Origin of the sequence: Mucilaginibacter sp., from assembly GCF_028288185.1 — a bacterium.
Lineage (GTDB): Bacteria > Bacteroidota > Bacteroidia > Sphingobacteriales > Sphingobacteriaceae > Mucilaginibacter.
Map to the genome: position 1 here is coordinate 17,275 of NZ_JAQBOF010000028.1, position 16,796 is coordinate 34,070.

The 16,796-nt window shown below is 42.1% G+C and carries 16 protein-coding genes; 4 read left to right on the forward strand and 12 right to left on the reverse strand.

Going from position 1 to position 16,796, the window contains the following annotated elements; all coding sequences use genetic code 11:
* Positions 1 to 113 precede the first annotated feature (113 nt).
* From JWQ34_RS11760 to JWQ34_RS11780, 5 genes are all read right to left on the reverse strand, one after another.
* Positions 114 to 1,178 carry a M20 family metallo-hydrolase gene (locus JWQ34_RS11760; protein ID WP_299357465.1) on the reverse strand — a complete coding sequence of 355 codons (1,065 nt, stop codon included), beginning with the start codon at positions 1,176 to 1,178 and terminating at the stop codon, positions 114 to 116.
* Positions 1,179 to 1,245: 67 nt separating this feature from the next.
* Positions 1,246 to 2,163 (reverse strand): DUF72 domain-containing protein, encoded by a 918-nt coding sequence (locus JWQ34_RS11765; RefSeq protein WP_299357466.1) that lies wholly within the window; start codon positions 2,161 to 2,163, stop codon positions 1,246 to 1,248.
* A 76-nt stretch (positions 2,164 to 2,239) separates the two neighbouring features.
* The gene (locus tag JWQ34_RS11770; RefSeq protein ID WP_299357467.1) at positions 2,240 to 3,004 is read right to left on the reverse strand and encodes an SDR family oxidoreductase; all 765 of its coding nucleotides are present in this window, start codon (positions 3,002 to 3,004) and stop codon (positions 2,240 to 2,242) included.
* A gap of 92 nt (positions 3,005 to 3,096) precedes the next feature.
* A complete protein-coding gene (locus JWQ34_RS11775) occupies positions 3,097 to 3,492 on the reverse strand; it encodes a helix-turn-helix domain-containing protein (RefSeq protein WP_367278613.1) in 396 nt (131 codons plus the stop codon).
* A gap of 12 nt (positions 3,493 to 3,504) precedes the next feature.
* The gene (locus JWQ34_RS11780; RefSeq protein ID WP_299357468.1) at positions 3,505 to 5,121 is read right to left on the reverse strand and encodes an amidase; all 1,617 of its coding nucleotides are present in this window, start codon (positions 5,119 to 5,121) and stop codon (positions 3,505 to 3,507) included.
* Between the two features lie 402 nt (positions 5,122 to 5,523).
* Between JWQ34_RS11780 and JWQ34_RS11785 the strand changes: the two genes are divergently transcribed.
* Positions 5,524 to 5,979 (forward strand): hypothetical protein, encoded by a 456-nt coding sequence (locus tag JWQ34_RS11785; RefSeq protein ID WP_299357469.1) that lies wholly within the window; start codon positions 5,524 to 5,526, stop codon positions 5,977 to 5,979.
* Here the strand turns inward: JWQ34_RS11785 and JWQ34_RS11790 are convergent.
* The 5 genes from JWQ34_RS11790 to JWQ34_RS11810 all read right to left on the reverse strand — a co-directional run bounded on the left by JWQ34_RS11790 (position 5,976) and on the right by JWQ34_RS11810 (position 11,312).
* Positions 5,976 to 6,737, reverse strand: a complete 762-nt coding sequence (locus JWQ34_RS11790; protein WP_299357470.1) for an MBL fold metallo-hydrolase — start codon at positions 6,735 to 6,737, stop codon at positions 5,976 to 5,978. The genes JWQ34_RS11785 and JWQ34_RS11790 overlap by 4 nt on opposite strands.
* Positions 6,734 to 7,006 carry a hypothetical protein gene (locus JWQ34_RS11795; RefSeq protein WP_299357471.1) on the reverse strand — a complete coding sequence of 91 codons (273 nt, stop codon included), beginning with the start codon at positions 7,004 to 7,006 and terminating at the stop codon, positions 6,734 to 6,736. The genes JWQ34_RS11790 and JWQ34_RS11795 overlap by 4 nt, the downstream gene beginning before the upstream one ends.
* Before the next feature lie 52 nt (positions 7,007 to 7,058).
* Complete coding sequence (locus JWQ34_RS11800; RefSeq protein ID WP_299357472.1) at positions 7,059 to 7,820, reverse strand: hypothetical protein; 762 nt, start codon at positions 7,818 to 7,820, stop codon at positions 7,059 to 7,061.
* Positions 7,821 to 8,007: 187 nt separating this feature from the next.
* On the reverse strand, positions 8,008 to 8,679 hold the full coding sequence (locus JWQ34_RS11805) for an outer membrane lipoprotein carrier protein LolA (RefSeq protein ID WP_299357473.1): 672 nt from the start codon (positions 8,677 to 8,679) through the stop codon (positions 8,008 to 8,010).
* 98 nt (positions 8,680 to 8,777) lie between these two features.
* Positions 8,778 to 11,312 (reverse strand): DNA translocase FtsK, encoded by a 2,535-nt coding sequence (locus JWQ34_RS11810; RefSeq protein WP_299357474.1) that lies wholly within the window; start codon positions 11,310 to 11,312, stop codon positions 8,778 to 8,780.
* A gap of 92 nt (positions 11,313 to 11,404) precedes the next feature.
* Between JWQ34_RS11810 and JWQ34_RS11815 the strand changes: the two genes are divergently transcribed.
* Complete coding sequence (locus JWQ34_RS11815; RefSeq protein WP_299357475.1) at positions 11,405 to 12,052, forward strand: ankyrin repeat domain-containing protein; 648 nt, start codon at positions 11,405 to 11,407, stop codon at positions 12,050 to 12,052.
* Between the two features lie 245 nt (positions 12,053 to 12,297).
* Here the strand turns inward: JWQ34_RS11815 and JWQ34_RS11820 are convergent, their stop codons facing one another.
* Positions 12,298 to 12,834, reverse strand: coding sequence for a hypothetical protein (locus JWQ34_RS11820; protein ID WP_299357476.1), 537 nt, complete (start codon positions 12,832 to 12,834; stop codon positions 12,298 to 12,300).
* A gap of 174 nt (positions 12,835 to 13,008) precedes the next feature.
* Between JWQ34_RS11820 and JWQ34_RS11825 the strand changes: the two genes are divergently transcribed.
* Together JWQ34_RS11825 and JWQ34_RS11830 are read left to right on the forward strand one after the other, a co-directional pair.
* Positions 13,009 to 14,868, forward strand: coding sequence for a CocE/NonD family hydrolase (locus JWQ34_RS11825; RefSeq protein WP_299357477.1), 1,860 nt, complete (start codon positions 13,009 to 13,011; stop codon positions 14,866 to 14,868).
* A 172-nt stretch (positions 14,869 to 15,040) separates the two neighbouring features.
* Complete coding sequence (locus JWQ34_RS11830; protein WP_299357478.1) at positions 15,041 to 16,021, forward strand: TonB family protein; 981 nt, start codon at positions 15,041 to 15,043, stop codon at positions 16,019 to 16,021.
* A gap of 4 nt (positions 16,022 to 16,025) precedes the next feature.
* Here JWQ34_RS11830 and JWQ34_RS11835 read toward each other — a convergent pair whose 3' ends face one another.
* A complete protein-coding gene (locus JWQ34_RS11835) occupies positions 16,026 to 16,652 on the reverse strand; it encodes a 4'-phosphopantetheinyl transferase superfamily protein (RefSeq protein WP_299357479.1) in 627 nt (208 codons plus the stop codon).
* Positions 16,653 to 16,796 lie beyond the last annotated feature (144 nt).

A 16,796-nucleotide genomic window follows, 5' to 3' on the forward strand; every position in this document is an offset into this window, starting at 1 on the left:
TGAGAAACTATTGGTTTATAACAAAGCACTAACCTAAATATAAATTATAGGGTAGCTATCCTGTACTGTCCTGTACTAAGATATAAATGAATAAGATTGAAAGGGGGGTAGGATTATACTATCTGCTCCAACATCTTCACATACAACTCAATGCCTTCCCTAATCTCCTCCACATAAACAAACTCATCAGCCATGTGCGACCGTGCTGAATCACCGGGGCCTACTTTGATGGATTGGATATCTAGTAATGATTGATCTGATGTAGTAGGGGAACCATAGGTTATCCTGCCCAAAGCGATGCCTGCCTGTACTATTGGGTGTTTACGATCTATGGATGATGGTTTTAAGCGGATAGAACGCGGGGTAACATCGCACTTAACATTTTGGCGAATGATCTCTAATACCTCTTCATTTCGGTAAGCATCCGTCACCCTTACATCAACCACAAAGTTGCAGCTGGCGGGTACCACATTATGCTGCGACCCTGCATTAATAACCGTAACGGACATCTTTATCGGCCCAAAAACATCACTGTTTTTAGGAAATTTATAGGTGCGAAACCACTCAATATCCTTCATGGCTTTGTAGATGGCGTTGTCGCCTTCTTCGCGGGCGGCGTGGCCGGCTTTGCCGTGAGCCACGCAATCCAGTACCATTAAGCCGCGCTCGGCTACGGCTAGTTGCATAAGTGTTGGTTCGCCAACTATGCCAAAGTCAAGCTGTCCCAGCTCGGGGATAATTAACTCTAGACCATTAACGCCCGAGATCTCTTCTTCGGCAGTAGCAGCCAGACAGAAGTTATATTTCAAATCAGTCCTATCATAAAAATAAAGGAACACTGCTATCAGCGACACCAAACAGCCGCCGGCATCATTACTGCCCAGGCCGAATAACTTACCATCTTCGGTAATCGCGTCATAAGGGTCGCGGGTATAGCCCGAGTTTGGTTTTACCGTATCGTGGTGCGAATTAAGCAGGATGGTAGGCTTGGCTGCATCAAAATGCTTGTTCCGGGCCCAGAGGTTATTTATTTTACGGTTGGGCGTGATGCCATGTGTTTTTAGAAAGTTTTCAAGCAGGTTGGCAGTTCTGTCTTCTTCCCTGCTAAAAGATGGGATGGAGATAAGTTGCTGTAAAAGCTGTACAGCTTGCTTGTATAATGCGTTGATATCGGTCATATGATGCTAGGCAAAAATAATGTTTTTTTGCGCACGTTGGGCTGCGCTTATCTTATAACATTTAACTTCAATCAAACAAACCTTTATCCCTGTCAATAAATTGAGGTCGATGCAGGTTAAGGCCCAGTTTTTGGTTTAACTGCTCAGACACATAATCGGCCAGTTCGGGCGAGTAACGCTCGTCATGCTGGTGCATAAAAAACCATACGGATTGTAGGCCCTGGTCGCACCATTGTTTTATGCGGCCAACCCATTCATCAACCCGGGTATAATCTGTCCTATCCAAACTGTTACCTACAAAGCGAATAAACGCGTGTGGTGTTGGTAGCTGCATGTGCACACAATCACGCCTACCGGATGCATCGGTAATTACCGCGCCTATGTTTAGCTCATGGAAAAGGTTGAAAACAGTTTGGCGCACTTCGTCATTGGCAAACCATTCTTTATGCCGCAGCTCTACAAAAACGGGAATATCTTTTGGTAATTGTTCCAGATATACTTTTAATTCGGGAAAGCTTTTGGGTGTAAAGTTATCGCTCAACTGTAAAAACAATGGGCCCAGCTTATCGCCGAAGGCCAAGATACCTTCATAAAAAGTAGTTGTAATTTCTTCGGCGTTTTTAAGCCTGCGGATATGGCTGATGCTTTGCGAAAACTTTGGGCAAAATTTAAAGTCGGGACTGCTAGCCGCTTTGTCCTTCCATTTGCCAATGGTGGAGGCAGGGTAGAGGTTATAGAATGTGGCGTTTAGCTCAATGCAATCAAAATGCTTTACGTATTCATCCAGGAAGTTAGCGTCTTTTGTTTTAGGTGGATAGATCTTGCCTACCCATTCTTTACGCCCCCATTTGGCACAGCCAACATGCACCTGTAGCGGCGAATTGTTTTTTGCTGCCGCGAGGGTGGTTATGGTTAACTCAGGATCGGGCGGTAATGTAAAATCTATTTCTGCTAATTCATGTGGAGTTACCCGGCCAAATTCCATAGTGTTAAAATTTAGGGCAAGATAATACTAATACCCTAAAAGTAGAGACGCAATAGTTTGCGTCTCTACAAGTTTTTTACAAAAACATACCGCCCGATGCTTCAATGCGCTGCGCGTTTATCCAGCGAGCCTCATCAGTACATAAAAATGCGATGATGCCGCCAATATCATCCGGCACACCTACACGGCCCAGCGCTGTTATGCTGTTCATGTAATCATGCAGTTGCGGGTGCGAATCGAACGCGTTTTTGGTAAAGTCGGTTTCAATAATTCCCGGTGCCACCATGTTTGCAGCAATACCTCTTGCGCCTAACTCTTTAGCAAGGTATTTGGTAAATACTTCAATAGCGCCTTTCATGGATGCATAGGCGGCATATCCTGGTGTTGCAAAACGGGTAAGCCCGGTTGATAAATTGATAATGCGCCCGCCATCAGCTATTAAAGGCAAACTTTTTTGGGTTAAAAAGTAAACGCCTTTAAAGTGTATGTTAAACAGGTTGTCAAAATCTTCCTCGGTAGTTTGCGCAAAGGGGGCGGCGGCATCAATGCCCGCGTTATTTATCAGGAAATCAAATTGTTCTTTACCAAATTTCTCTTTCAGCGTAGCTGATAATTGCTGTACAAAATCATCGAACGATTTGCTGATGCCGGTATCCAGTTGCAGGGCCGCAGCTTTTTGCCCGCGGCTTTCAATTTCCGCCACTACCGCTTCTGCTTCTTCTTTTTTACTGCGATAGGTAATAATTACATCTATGCCTTTTGCAGCTAGTTTAAGGGCCGCGTTTTTGCCTAATCCGCGGCTGCCGCCGGTTACTAAGGCTATCTTATTTTTTGTTTCCATTTTCTTTGTGATCTGATAGCACAAAGTTGCAACTAATAACGTCTTAAAAAATGGTTAACAGTTCAGTTTAAATGGTGACAGTTTCAGTTTTTTTAGTGAGAGTAGGCTTCCATTAACAAATGTTCTCGGTATTGTTTTGGAGTTACGCCCTCAAATCGTTTAAAAAATTTGGTGAAGTTTGATGGATCAAATGTCAGTTTAAAAGCTATCTGGGCTATAGATAAGCGGTTATCTTTTAACATATCTTTAGCAATAGCCATTATCTTTTCTTCAAAGAAAAAACAGGGCGATTTGCCCGTAGTTAGCTTAATGGTATTGCTTAAATGGGTAGGGTGGATATGCAATATTTCGGCAAAGTCGCGGATCTCGAACATGTCGGGCAGGTCGTTTTTTAACAGATCGTCCAGGTGGAGGTCAATATGCTTTAAAAAATCAGCCGTAATTTCATGCTGACGCGCTAATATCTTTTTGGGTATTACCTGTGCCATTGTCTTACAAAATTACGATAAAAGATCAGGCTTAAACTTTGGTGCGTGTCTTTTTTTAGAGGCCTGCTCATAAGCATACGCCAGTTTTAATAAGGCAGGCTCACTGTAAGCTGTGCTAAAAAAAGATAAACCAATAGGCAGCGAGTTCCAGGCACCCATAGGCACCGTAATATGCGGATAACCCGCCATCGCAGCAGGCGAAGAAAAGGAGAACCCATTATTATAGTCGCCGTTAACCAGATCAATACAAACAGCGAAACCGTTGGTTGGGCCGATGATAGCATCGAGTTTGTTTTTTTCGAGCATGGTGTCTATTACAGTACGTGTGCCGGTGCTGGTAATTTTTAAGGCATCTATATATTCTTGAGTTGATAGGTCGCCTCTTAATTGTGATTGCTCCAGTGTTTCCTGTTTAAAAAAGGGCATGGCTTTGGCCGCATTGTTTTTGTTAAAGTCTATCACATCCTGTAAGGTTTTTGTTTTGGAGTTTGCCGCGCTTAGGTATTTATTTAAACCATCTTTAAACTCATATTGCAGTACCGTATTTTCGGCACTGCCAACTCTTAATTCTTTAAGCAACTCAATTTCAACAATCTCGGCACCTTTGCTTTTTAGGATGTCGATGGCGGTTTTTAGTATGGCTTCCATTTCTTCATTACCACGCAAAGCATTTTTTTCAATGCCCAGGCGTTTCTCTTTTAAGCCATCGGCATCTAAAAACTTAGTGTAATCTTTTTCGGCTTTGCCTTTGCTGGCGAGGGTATAGTTATCCTGCGGATCAACACCGGCCAGCACACCTAATAAAATAGCGGCGTCCTTAACAGTGCGTGCCATTGGTCCGGCTGTATCTTGCGTTATTGATATAGGTATAATGCCCGACCTGCTTAACAAACCAACCGTAGGTTTTATACCCACCAATCCATTTACAGATGACGGCGATACTACCGAGCCATTGGTCTCGGTGCCGATACCCAACACACATAAATTAGCTGACACGGCACTACCTGTACCGGCGCTCGATCCGCTTGGGTTACGGTTTAGCACATAAGGATTATGGGTTTGACCGCCGCGGCTGCTCCACCCGCTTGTCGACCGGGTTGAGCGGAAGTTGGCCCATTCGCTCAGGTTAGTTTTGCCCAATATTACGGCACCTGCCTCGCGGAGCTGGTGCACTATAAAAGCATCATGCTTAACTACATTATCGGCCAGCGCTAACGCGCCTGCGGTGGTGTGCATGCTGTCGCCGGTGTTTATGTTGTCTTTTATTAAAACGGGTATGCCATGCATGGGGCCACGTACTTTACCGGCTTTGCGTTCTTTATCCATCGCCAGGGCTATTTTTATAGCGTCCTTATTTAGCTCGATAATGGCGTTTAGTTTTGGCCCGGCTTTGTCAATAGCGGCTATGCGGTCCAGGTATAATTGGGTGATCTTTGCTGATGTTAATTCGCCGCTCTTCATTTTATGCTGAAGCTCATCAATAGTCACTTCATTTAAAACGAAATTATTAGCGACTGTAGCAGTTGCTTCTGTTGTTGTGGCGGCCAGTAACTTGCCCGGAGCAAGCGCCGTAACAGATAGGGTTACACCAGCAAGTGAGCCGGTTTTTAAGAAATTCCTTCTAAGCATAAAGCGATGGATTTAAAGTAGTTACAATTAACAAAAAAATAAACACTTTTAATAGACAAATCAGTCAAAAACTTATTTGTCATTCAGAGTTTTAAAACCCCGCGTATTCTAAAAAAGAAATGACAAAAGAGGGTGTCATGCTGAGGCACTCGAAGCATGCGGGCAAAGGCCTTTACGCTCACCCTTCGAGTGCCTCAGGGTGACATGCTCTCGCTCCTTCAATAAAGAGGCTTTTAAAAACTCAAACATTCCTAATCAAACATTGCTTTGTAACATATTGGTTTGAGATGCAAAATATTATACCGACCCGATGTATTATGGCTATATTAGCTTAGCTATCTCAAAGGCATGAAACTTTCTATGCCTGCATCGGTTTAACTTAGCAGCAGTCAATCATTATTTATGACATCGGTTTACAAAATATATATTTTACTATTGCTGCTGATGCCGGTAATGCTATCATGCCATAACCATAAAAAAGTTTATGCCAGCGATTGTGATAATAGCATCACCTTTAAAAAGGTTAATTACGCGCATTTACTGGACAGTCTAAATTATTACGATCAAAAATACGTAGAGGTAACGGGGCGCTATACTACCGGCAAGGAGCGGTCGGCTTTGTTTAACGATAGCTTATATATCATACGCCCTAATTTGGCCCTGTGGGTAAATTTTAGTACCGATTGTCCTCTTTATTTATCGGGCACAAGGGTTGGATTTTTTGATTATGATAACGGTGGCTTTACCCGTATTAATAATCATACCATACGCATAAGAGGTAAAGTTGACAGGCGAAATCATGGCTATCAAAAACAATACAAAGGCTGTATTGACCATGTTAGTTTTATAGAACTTTAAATGTCAAGCTGTAAACCATCATAAGCCAGCTCAATACCGGGCGGCAGCTCTGCCATTATATCCTGGTGTTTACCTAGCCGATGGCTGATATGGGTAAAGTAAGTTGTTTCGGCACCAACTTCCTGTGCAAAGGCTACAGCTTCATCCTGCGTAAAATGCGAGATATGGCTTTGTTTTTGCAGCGCATTGATGACCAATATTTTTGATCCTTTTATTTTTTCTTTCTCCGCGTCTGATACCGTTTTAGCATCGGTAATGTAAGTGAAATCATTTATGCGGAAACCCAGCACCGGCAATTTATAATGCAGCACCTCGATAGGGATAAAATGGATGCTACCAATATCAAATGGGTCCAATTCTATATTATGAAAATCAATCTGGGGGATGCCGGGATACTTAAACTCAGCAAATACATAAGGGAACTCGCGCATCAGCGCCGCCTGCACACGCGGGTCGGCGTAGATATTCATGGGTTCCTGCTGCTTAAAATTGAAGGCGCGTACATCGTCCATACCGGCAACATGGTCTTTATGCTCATGGGTATAAACAATGGCATCTAAGTGCTGCACATTGGCCCTAAGCATCTGGTACCTAAAATCGGGGCCGGAATCTATGGCAACCGTCTTATCCTCCGCCTCAATTAAAATAGAGGACCGCAATCTATTATCCCGCTTGTCCGCAGAGATGCAAACCTCGCAGTCGCAGGCAATAACAGGTACGCCCTGCGATGTTCCGGTGCCTAAAAACGTTACCCTCACAGCTGTAGTTTGGTTTGTTTAAGTTGCTGTAAAAAAGTAACCTGTTTATCGTCAAGCAGATTATGGTCAATCTCCAGGTCGCGCATCAGCTCGGCCAGGGCCAGGATTTTGCTTTCTAAGTTCGAGAAACGGTTAACTACTATCATCTTGCTGTTTAGCAACAGGCATGCCCCGGTTTTAAAATTCCCTTTTTCATACCGCACCTTATAGCCTGCCGATTTTAACAGCAGCTCCAATTTCTCGAGCGTATGGGTAGTTAGGGTAAGCATTATCCAAAAGTAAGCATAATGCAGAAAGGAAAAAGGATATTTTTAATGAATGCTACTCGGTTTTTAACCTGTCATAATATTTGGCCGCTTCTGCTTGTATTTGCGGTAAAAGCTTACCTAAATAAGTATTGGCATTTTGTTTTGGATCAACAAGATTTTTAGGCTCGTGTATAGATTTGGAATAAGTAGAGCCTCCCCAATAAAAATTGAACGCAAAGGCGATGAATGCGTCCATCATTTTGGGGCGTTGGCGGTCAATCTCTTCCAGAGCAAACTTGTTATGGTTTTCTTTTAAAAAATCAAGCAACTGTTGATTATCCATTTTTAATGGTTTATAAATATTATCGCCAAATGCCTGCATATAAATAGCATCATTACTTGCCCAAACCAGTAATCTTTTGTTATTAGATGGGAAGAATTGAAATTTGCGGGTAGGGTCAACAACGTAACTTATACCGGGACCTCCGTCAGCATAGGGCGTATAAGTAAATACGCAATTGACATGTTGCGTTTTTAAATCCGCAAGTTTTTCTTTAAACTTTTCACCATCAACAAAATACCTGTCCGGCGAATATTTGGCATAATCATTACCCGCCAAATCTCCGGCTTTTCTACATACATCAAACCATTGGTTATTATCAATTATTTCCTGATAAGTAATTATCCGTTCTATAGCCTTGTCATATAAGGCCAAAGCTTTTTTATGTTTTGATCTTTTGTTTAAAGAATCAGCTTGGTGTATAAGGGTTTTAAAATCTTGGGCGTTTGTGTAGAAAGGTAGTATAATGCAAAATATAAGCAGCAGCTTTTTCATAGCACCATAGGGTTTAGCATTGGTACTACTAAATTGGATATAAAAGCCTGGATATCAAAATAATGTTTTGTCCCAAAAAAATGCCATTTCGAACGAAGTACGAGAGAGAAATCTTGTACGTGCGACCTGTTTATCGTATAAGATATCTCCCGTTGGTCGAAATGACAACGTTGTAGTTAGGTGACACCTACTTCAAATTAACCACCTCAACACCGGGGTGCGCTTTGGTATCAAACGTAAAAGTATTAGTGGGTACTTGCGCGTTAGTTATAAAGCTGCGTACAGTGTAGGTGTATTTGCTGCCGCCTTTGTCGAAGATAAGGGCGCTGTAAATTTGTTTCTTAACCTTGTCTATCAGCAGGCGTATTTTAAAGAATTGCTTTTTATCGTCCTCGGGCGTAAGGTCTACAGACTGGTAGGTTTTGCCGGCTATTTTTTGGTCGCCGGTGTATAGGTATTTGTAGCCATGCTCATACATGGTGAAAAGCTGCGCAGGGTTAAAGCTCTCGCTGCTGTTATCTACATTGCTTAGCTGTACTTCTTTGTCTTGTTTTAGGTAGGTCCACTGGCTTTTGCCATCGCTTATTATTTCCTGCTCAACCTCGGGTTTCGCGGTATTGTTGTATAAACTTACTTTAAACTTATTGCTTTTTGGCTGGGTTATTAAAGTACCGTTACGAGTTTCTTTAACGCCGGCCTGCGGGTTATCAACCAGGATGCTAAAATCGCTTTTTATAACCGGGTACGATCTGTATTTCTGGCTTACCTGGTTTAGTATAGCTTTAGCCTGCGCGTCTTTTTGGGCGATGGCGTTAATTGTTGGTATGGTTAATAGAAGATATATAAGTAGTTTTTTCATAAATGTATCTTAGCCCCCTCTAAATCTCCCCCGGTAGGGGAGACTTCTTTGTTTTTTTATTTAAGCCCTCCCTACCGGGGAGGGTTGGGAGGGGCTATTTATTTATCCAATGTCTCCAAATATTGCAACAACGAATACTCGTCCGGATACAGCACCTCACGGGCTTTGCTGCCCTCAAACGGGCCAACTATACCTGCGGATTCAAGTTGGTCAATAATGCGACCTGCGCGGTTATAGCCCAGTTTAAGCTTGCGTTGTATCAATGAGGTCGAACCTTGTTGATGCATCACTATCAGGCGGGCCGCTTCTTCAAACATAGGGTCGCGGTCGTCCGGGTCAAATTCTTTGCTGCTGCTGCTTTCGCCTTCACCGACATACTCCGGCAATAGCATGGCAGTGGGGTAGCCGCGCTGGTTACCAATAAAATCTGATATCCGTTCAACCTCGGGCGTATCCACAAACGCGCATTGCAGGCGGATCAGATCACTGCCTGTCGAGAACAACATATCCCCACGGCCAATCAACTGGTCGGCACCGCCGGCATCCAATATGGTACGCGAGTCAATCTTAGACAATACCCTAAACGCCAGCCTTGATGGGAAGTTGGCCTTAATAGTACCCGTAATAATATTAACAGACGGCCTTTGCGTAGCGATAACCAAATGTATTCCCACTGCACGGGCCAACTGCGCTATACGGGCTATTGGTTGCTCTACCTCTTTGCCGGCTGTCATCATCAGGTCGGCAAACTCGTCAATCACTAACACAATAAATGGCAGGTAACGGTGTTTCTCCGGATCGGCTATTTTACGATTGGTGAATTTGGCGTTATACTCTTTAAGGTTACGTACCTGCGCGTCTTTCAGCAAGTCATAACGCTGGTCCATTTCAATACAAAGCGAATTAAGGGTGTTAACCACTTTCTTGGTATCGGTTATAATCGCGTCAGCCTCGTCCGGTAGTTTAGCAAGGAAATGGCGCTCTATTTTGCGGAATAACGTTAACTCTACCTTTTTAGGGTCGACTAACACAAACTTCAATTCGGCAGGGTGCTTTTTGTATAGCAGCGAAACCAATATCGCATTAATACCAACCGATTTACCCTGGCCTGTAGCACCGGCAACCAAAAGGTGAGGCATCTTAGCCAGATCGGCAATAAATACTTCGTTGGATATGGTCTTACCTAAAGCTATGGGCAGGTCCATAGTGGTATTCTGAAACTTCTCGGTAGCCAAAATAGACCGCATAGATACCATTTCCGGGTTCTGATTTGGCACCTCAATACCAATAGTACCCTTACCCGGCATAGGCGCGATGATACGGATACCTAATGCCGCTAAACTTAACGCGATATCGTCCTCTAAATTCTTGATCTTAGAGATCCGCACACCCGGCGCAGGTATAATTTCATATAGGGTTACTGTTGGGCCTATGGTGGCTTTTATCTTATCAATCTCTATATTATAATGGTTAAGCGTTTCAACAATTTTGTTTTTGTTGGCTTCCAGTTCGTCAGAGTTTACAGCTATTTTACCCGAGCCATAGTTTTCTAACAGATCAAGGGTAGGGTATTTATAGGATGCAAGGTCAAGTGTATGGTCATAAGTACCATACTGTTCAACCAATTTCCTGGCCTTTTCATCGTCTGATTTTTCAACGTTAAGGATCGGGTTAGGGCGCTCGGTTTCTAGCGTTAGCGGGATGTCGTCTCCCATGTCAGGATCAACGTTTTCATTATCGGGCGTTAATACTACTGTTTCATGAAAATGAGGATCTTCCTGTACCAATGGCTGGTGTGTAAACGCCTCGGGTTTCATGGTATTATTGCCCTTTGGCCACTCAACCGGGTGAGATATTTCTTCGTCAACCAAATTAATCGGCTCAGGCATAAAAGCGTCCATTGAGCCATCGGCTATTGCTTCTTTGCGTTCGCGTTTGGGTATTTTAAAATCGATATTATAAGCAATTATCAATACAGTTAGCGCCGCGAATATTAATATACCGCCAATACCGGCCTGTCCTATCTGCGCATCCAATAAGCGATTGCTCCAATAACCAAATTCGCCCTCTAAAAAATGGGGGTAGTCAATGATAAAGGCGTGTACAAAACCAATAGCTACTGATATAAATACCAATCCAAAGAAAGCATACCCCAAAGTTTTAGCAACCGAATACAGTTTTACTTTAAACAGCAACCGATAGCCTATCACGAAGAAAACAAATACAAAAATAAAGGAAGCTATGCCAAACCACTCAAATATAAACTGGTTGGCCAAGAGAGCGCCAAATTTGCCCAGCCAGTTTTCAACCACCGGGTTTTTAATGCCGTTTGCAATTAACTCTTGCTGTGTTTTAAACAAGTTGCCCCAGCCGCCGTTTGCTGCCGATACATAACTTTGATCTTGCTGCCAGGTAAACAGGTACGAGGTAAAAGCAATGGCGAAGAAAACCGAAAGTATAAGAAAAAACAGCCCCAGTATTTTTACAACGCGGCCATCCTGCAGGTCAAAAACCGGCATCCGTTCAACTTTTGGCTTTACCGGGCGTTCCCTCGAGCCTTTTTCTGAAGATTGACGAGGAAGATTTTCCTCTTTAAAACTATTTGATTTAAACTGATTTCCCTTTACCGGCATCCCTTATGTAACAGAAGTATGTGCAAATATAAAGTTAATAGATTAAACAACTATGCGCAGTAATTTTTAATTTTTTAGTAATATTGACAATAATGAGCGTAGAACTACTGGAGCAATATATCACCGAAGCTGATTTACCGGGCCTTAATAACCTGTTAACGCAGAACCCGGCGCTGGCGACCCAAATAACCAGCCATAAGGTTTCGCCGTTAATGCTATCATGCTACTATAAAAAGCCCGAGGTTACCAAACTGCTTTTAAAGTTTGTTGAGGAAATTGATCTGTTTGAAGCATCGGCAGCAGGTAAGTTTGATGTGGTTGCGCATATTATTTTTAACCACCCCGATGCTGTAAATTTATATGCCCATGATGGCTTTACACCATTAGGGCTTGCTTGTTATTTTGGCCAGTATGAGGTTGCCCGCTACCTGGTTTTAAAAGGTGCTGATGTTAACCTGCCATCAAATAATGGATTTAATGTGTTCCCGCTGCACTCGGCGGCCGCAGGTAATTATACCAATATTGCCCGTATGCTGATTGATAATGGCGCGCAGGTAAATGTAAAACAACAGGCAGGCTCAACACCGCTACACTCCGCGGCACAAACAGGTAATTTAGAATTATTGATACTGCTATTAGAAAACGGTGCCGAAGTTAATGCCCGCATGGAAGGCGGCAAACTACCCGCCGACCTGGCCCGCGAAAAAGGTTTTGATGATATAGCCGAGATTTTAGCTTAAAGCAAAAGACTAAAGTGAAAAGCTATCTACTATAAATTTATAAATGCGACCAACCCCCTTTCCCGCTTGCGGAAGAGAGGTTGATCGAGCGAAGCGATGATCGGTCCGAAGGACTCCTACGGAGATGAGTAATCGCCACTAGACAAACCACACTCCATAAAAAAAGCGATAGGCATAACACCATCGCTTTCTCCAACAAATATGTTAAAACCACCCACCCGCTGTTACACGGGCGGATGTAGGGGTTAATTAGATACAAATGCGTTGTAATTTGCTGTTGCCAGGTTGGCAATTTTGCCGGTGGCGTTAGCTAAAATTACTACGTTACGTTCGCCATATTTTGCAACAAGGTTCTTTACATATAACCATTGTTGATATTTTAGCGGGATCTTAGTCTCTTTTTTCTGAGCAAAAAATGCAGGGTCGGTGGCTATCATTGTTTTTACAGCCGCGTAAAAATCAGGGTTAACCGGCGCGGTCGAACTCATGGTTGGATAAGCTTCACCCCAGGTATTATAAAAATCTTCAAACAGCTTCTCTTTTTGCACATTAGTGTGGTATATCCACGGTGTTGATGTATTGTATAAATAATCTACATAAACCTTAAATGTTTGATAATCCGGGTTCTGCGTCAGTGCTTGTCGTATGCAATCTATGTTGTTTTCAATAAGGCTCGCTATGGTTTGTGGGTCTTTTGTGGTTAGGATATCATTGATAGGGCATTGGGCTTTTGCCGTAGTTATACCAAAAGCTAACAAACATAACATTAGTGCTTTTTTCATAATTCTACCTCCTTACTAATTGGTATTATAAAGTTACAACATAATCATAGCAAAAATGTTACAATCGGCAAAAATATTTTTAGAGTAGCTGGGTATAAGTATTTTACGGTATTTAAACGCACTCCAAATAGCCTTTTAGCTTTATTTATGTATTTTCAGGGCTTAAATTAGTTTATGAAAAAACTGTTCTTCTTAATATCCTGTCTGATCTCTTTAACCGCCTGTGCGCAGGACGATGCCGCTTATATTAAAGCCAACTATTCCAAGCATGAGTACCAGATACCTATGCGCGATGGAAAAAAGCTTTTCACATCGGTATATATACCTAACGACCAATCTAAAAAATATCCGTTTATGATGGATCGGACCTGTTATAGTGTGGCACCCTATGGGGCTGATTATAAACTAAGTATTGGCCCATCGCCAAAGTTTATACATGACGGTTATATTTTTGTTTATCAGGATGTGCGGGGCCGCTGGATGAGCGAAGGTATTTATGAAGAAATGACCCCCGAGCTGGAGATACATAAAACCAATAAAGACGTTGATGAAGGTACCGACACCTATGATACGATTGATTGGCTGCTAAAAAATATACCCAACAATAATGGTAAAGTAGGAGCGTGGGGGATATCCTATCCCGGTTTTTATACCACCACCGCTTTGTTAAGCCGTCACCCTGCTTTGGTAGCTGCATCGCCGCAGGCACCTATTGCCGATTTATGGCGAGATGACGGCTGGCATAATGGCGCTTTCTTTTTGGTGGCCAACTTTGGCTTTTATCCCGGCTTTACTAACCGGCAGGATGATAAACCAACCCAACACAGGGGTACGCCATTTAATGCCGGTACTAGGGATGGCTACGACTTTTTTATGAAGATGGGGCCGATGAAAAACACTAACGATAAGTACTATAAAGATACTATTCGCCTTTGGAATGAAATGATCGATCATCCGGATTACGACCAGCATTGGAAGGACCGCAACGTATTAACGCACTTACACGATATTAAAACAGCGGTACTGGTTACCGGTGGCTGGTATGATGCCGAAGATCTATATGGTGCTATTAATACTTATAAAACGCTGGTAAAAAAGAATCCGGCTAACGCACATATTTACTTTGCCATGGGGCCTTGGGTGCACGGCGGCTGGGCGCGTGGTTTAGGCGATCATTTGGGCGATGTGGATTTTGGCGGCCCACAGGGCCCGCATTATCGGGATGATATTGAGTACCGTTTTTTTAGTCATTATTTAAAGGGTACGCCTATGGCCATACCTAACGTATCAACCTTTGAAACCGGCACTAACAAATGGAAAAGCTATGATGTATGGCCGCCAAGAAATACCGAGGATAGGGAATTATACCTGTTGCCTGGCGGCAAACTATCATTTAAAGCACCTGTAGCGATAACAGATAGTTATGACGAATATGTATCAGACCCGGCTAATCCCGTACCGTTTGTAGCCGACAAAAGTCAAACTATGGATATGCAGCGCGAATACATGACTGCCGACCAGCGCTTTTTAGCTGATCGTAAGGATGTATTAAACTATCAAACCGATGTACTGGATAAGGATGTTACCATAGCCGGCAATATCTGGGCAAACCTTAAAGTAGCTACCACCGGCACCGATGCCGATTTTGTAGTAAAGGTGCTGGATGTTTATCCTGACACTGCATCAAACAATAAATTTACCGGCACAGGCGTAAAAATGGCAGGCTACGAGCAAATGGTACGGAGTGAGCCTATCCGCGGTAAATATCGCAACAGCTTTGAGCACCCCGAGCCATTTGTGCCCGGCCAGGTAACGCCTGTTAATTTTGAACTACAGGATGTGCTGCACACTTTTAAAAAGGGCCATAAAATAATGGTACAGGTACAAAGCACCTGGTTCCCGCTTATAGACCGTAACCCGCAAACTTTTGTAAATATTATGAAAGCCAATGAGAGCGATTTTAAAAAGGCAACGCATAGGATATATACTTCTAAGGAGCATCCTAGTTTTTTAAAGGTGAGGGTGGTGGAGTAATATGCTTTTCAGACTTACGAAGTTTTTAAAACTTCGTAAGTCTTTCATCATCAATAAACAAAATTCATGTCATTTCGAGCCATAGCGAACAGTATAATTAAAAAAAACCGCAAAGATTAAAACCAGCATATTATTAACTAAATCATTATTTTAGCAACCTATAACCTTATCCATGAAATTGAAATTTCTCATCACCGCAATTTGCTGCCTGTTTTTTATCACTCAAAGTTTTGCGCAAAAAAAGCAAAATGTTTATTTCTTAAAGAACTCAGGAATGATAGTGTCAAACATTGATAGCGCCGATTTTATAAGAGTAGTAAGTGAACCCGACTCAGGATCGACCTTGTATAATGTTGCTGAATATTATAAAAATAACAAGATTAAGTTATCGGGAAAAAGCTCAAGAGTAGATCCCCCTTGGTTTGAAGGGGCATGTGTAAGCTATTACCCATCAGGTAAAAAGAAGGACTTGGTTAATTATAAAGGCGGTATCCGCGAAGGTGATAATTATGAATTTTTTAAAAACGGAAAATTATACGTCCATAAAAAAGTTCTATCGATAGAAAAAGCAAATCAGGGAAATGTTATGACGGGCGATGTTTTAATACTGGATTGCGCAGACAGTACGGGTAAGGTTATTGCCACGGATGGTAATGGCTATTATATTGGTTATGATGATGATTTTAAACATATATATGAAGAAGGCGAAATAAAATCAGGCTTAAAAAATGGAAAATGGAAAGGCGGATACGACCACAAGACCGACAAAATAACTTTTGACGAAGAGTATGACAACGGAAATTTAATATCCGGTAAAGCTGTTGATGGAAATAATGTAACTTATAATTATAACAAACGCGATGTTCAACCGCAATTCCCGGGTGGTTTATCTGCCTTTGGCACATATTTAGGCAATAATATAAAATATCCTTATGGTGCTACAACAAACCGTATTCAAGGAATAGTACTAATTAAATTTGTTGTCCAAAAAGATGGCTCATTGACCGACTTTGAAGTACTTAGGGACCCGGACATAAGGCTAACAGCCGAGGCTTTGCGTGTACTAAAAAAATCGCCCAATTGGTTGCCTGGTGTGCAATATGGTAGGCCGGTAAGGGTTTCATATACCGTACCCGTAAATTTTAAATTGTAATTCTCTAAATAAAAAGCTTTTGTATAGATATTTCCTGTTCCGCAGTATGGGCTACACAAGCTTTGTAGTCAGTGGCAATATCAATGGGAGATAAGTAGTAATTATCGCCCTTATAAATAAAACTATCGGCAGATACATCAATATCCAGCAACGGTGTATAAACACCTGTACCTACCGCTTTTAACAAGGCTTCCTTGCGTGTCCAGTAAGTAAAAAATTCGGTATCAGGGTTTTTAGCATTACGGATGTTTTCCTGCTCGGTAGCCGTAAAATAGTCATCGTAGTTAATATCCACAGGTTTCATCAGTTCAATATCAATACCTACCTTTCCGTTTAGCGTAGCACAGCCAATTACCCGGTTGCCCGAGTGTGATATATTAAAATCAAACCCATCATTAAAATAAGGGCGCTGGTAATCGTTGTAAACAATTTCGGCCAGGGTAAGGTCTGCATCAAAATACTTTATCAGAGCCAAGATCAACAGGTTGCCGCATACAGATAGTTGTACATCCAGATGATTTCTTTTTAACAATATTTTCTGCTTTATCCCATCAGGAATCAACTCCATTTTTTGTTGCAGCTCCTCATTGGTCCATGGACTTAGTATTTCTGTATGATAGCAAATTATCATTTGTAATAATATTGTTTCAATTATAACGGGTTAAACTATATCTGGTTTATTTTATCTGAAATATAAACTAACAATGCTTACTATTGATGTGTAGTTAAGCCTAGCTATATTATAAACCAATACCCCTAAAGTAACTATATATTT

Bases quoted from the DNA above. Each gene is read 5' to 3' on its own strand.
- JWQ34_RS11760 (WP_299357465.1), bottom strand. From the start codon at position 1,178: ATGACCGATATCAACGCATTATACAAGCAAGCTGTACAGCTTTTACAG.
- JWQ34_RS11765 (WP_299357466.1), bottom strand. From the start codon at position 2,163: ATGGAATTTGGCCGGGTAACTCCACATGAATTAGCAGAAATAGATTTT.
- JWQ34_RS11770 (WP_299357467.1), bottom strand. From the start codon at position 3,004: ATGGAAACAAAAAATAAGATAGCCTTAGTAACCGGCGGCAGCCGCGGA.
- JWQ34_RS11775 (WP_367278613.1), bottom strand. From the start codon at position 3,492: ATGGCACAGGTAATACCCAAAAAGATATTAGCGCGTCAGCATGAAATT.
- JWQ34_RS11780 (WP_299357468.1), bottom strand. From the start codon at position 5,121: ATGCTTAGAAGGAATTTCTTAAAAACCGGCTCACTTGCTGGTGTAACC.
- JWQ34_RS11785 (WP_299357469.1), top strand. From the start codon at position 5,524: ATGACATCGGTTTACAAAATATATATTTTACTATTGCTGCTGATGCCG.
- JWQ34_RS11795 (WP_299357471.1), bottom strand. From the start codon at position 7,006: ATGCTTACCCTAACTACCCATACGCTCGAGAAATTGGAGCTGCTGTTA.
- JWQ34_RS11800 (WP_299357472.1), bottom strand. From the start codon at position 7,820: ATGAAAAAGCTGCTGCTTATATTTTGCATTATACTACCTTTCTACACA.
- JWQ34_RS11805 (WP_299357473.1), bottom strand. From the start codon at position 8,679: ATGAAAAAACTACTTATATATCTTCTATTAACCATACCAACAATTAAC.
- JWQ34_RS11810 (WP_299357474.1), bottom strand. From the start codon at position 11,312: ATGCCGGTAAAGGGAAATCAGTTTAAATCAAATAGTTTTAAAGAGGAA.
- JWQ34_RS11815 (WP_299357475.1), top strand. From the start codon at position 11,405: ATGAGCGTAGAACTACTGGAGCAATATATCACCGAAGCTGATTTACCG.
- JWQ34_RS11820 (WP_299357476.1), bottom strand. From the start codon at position 12,834: ATGAAAAAAGCACTAATGTTATGTTTGTTAGCTTTTGGTATAACTACG.
- JWQ34_RS11825 (WP_299357477.1), top strand. From the start codon at position 13,009: ATGAAAAAACTGTTCTTCTTAATATCCTGTCTGATCTCTTTAACCGCC.
- JWQ34_RS11830 (WP_299357478.1), top strand. From the start codon at position 15,041: ATGAAATTGAAATTTCTCATCACCGCAATTTGCTGCCTGTTTTTTATC.
- JWQ34_RS11835 (WP_299357479.1), bottom strand. From the start codon at position 16,652: ATGATAATTTGCTATCATACAGAAATACTAAGTCCATGGACCAATGAG.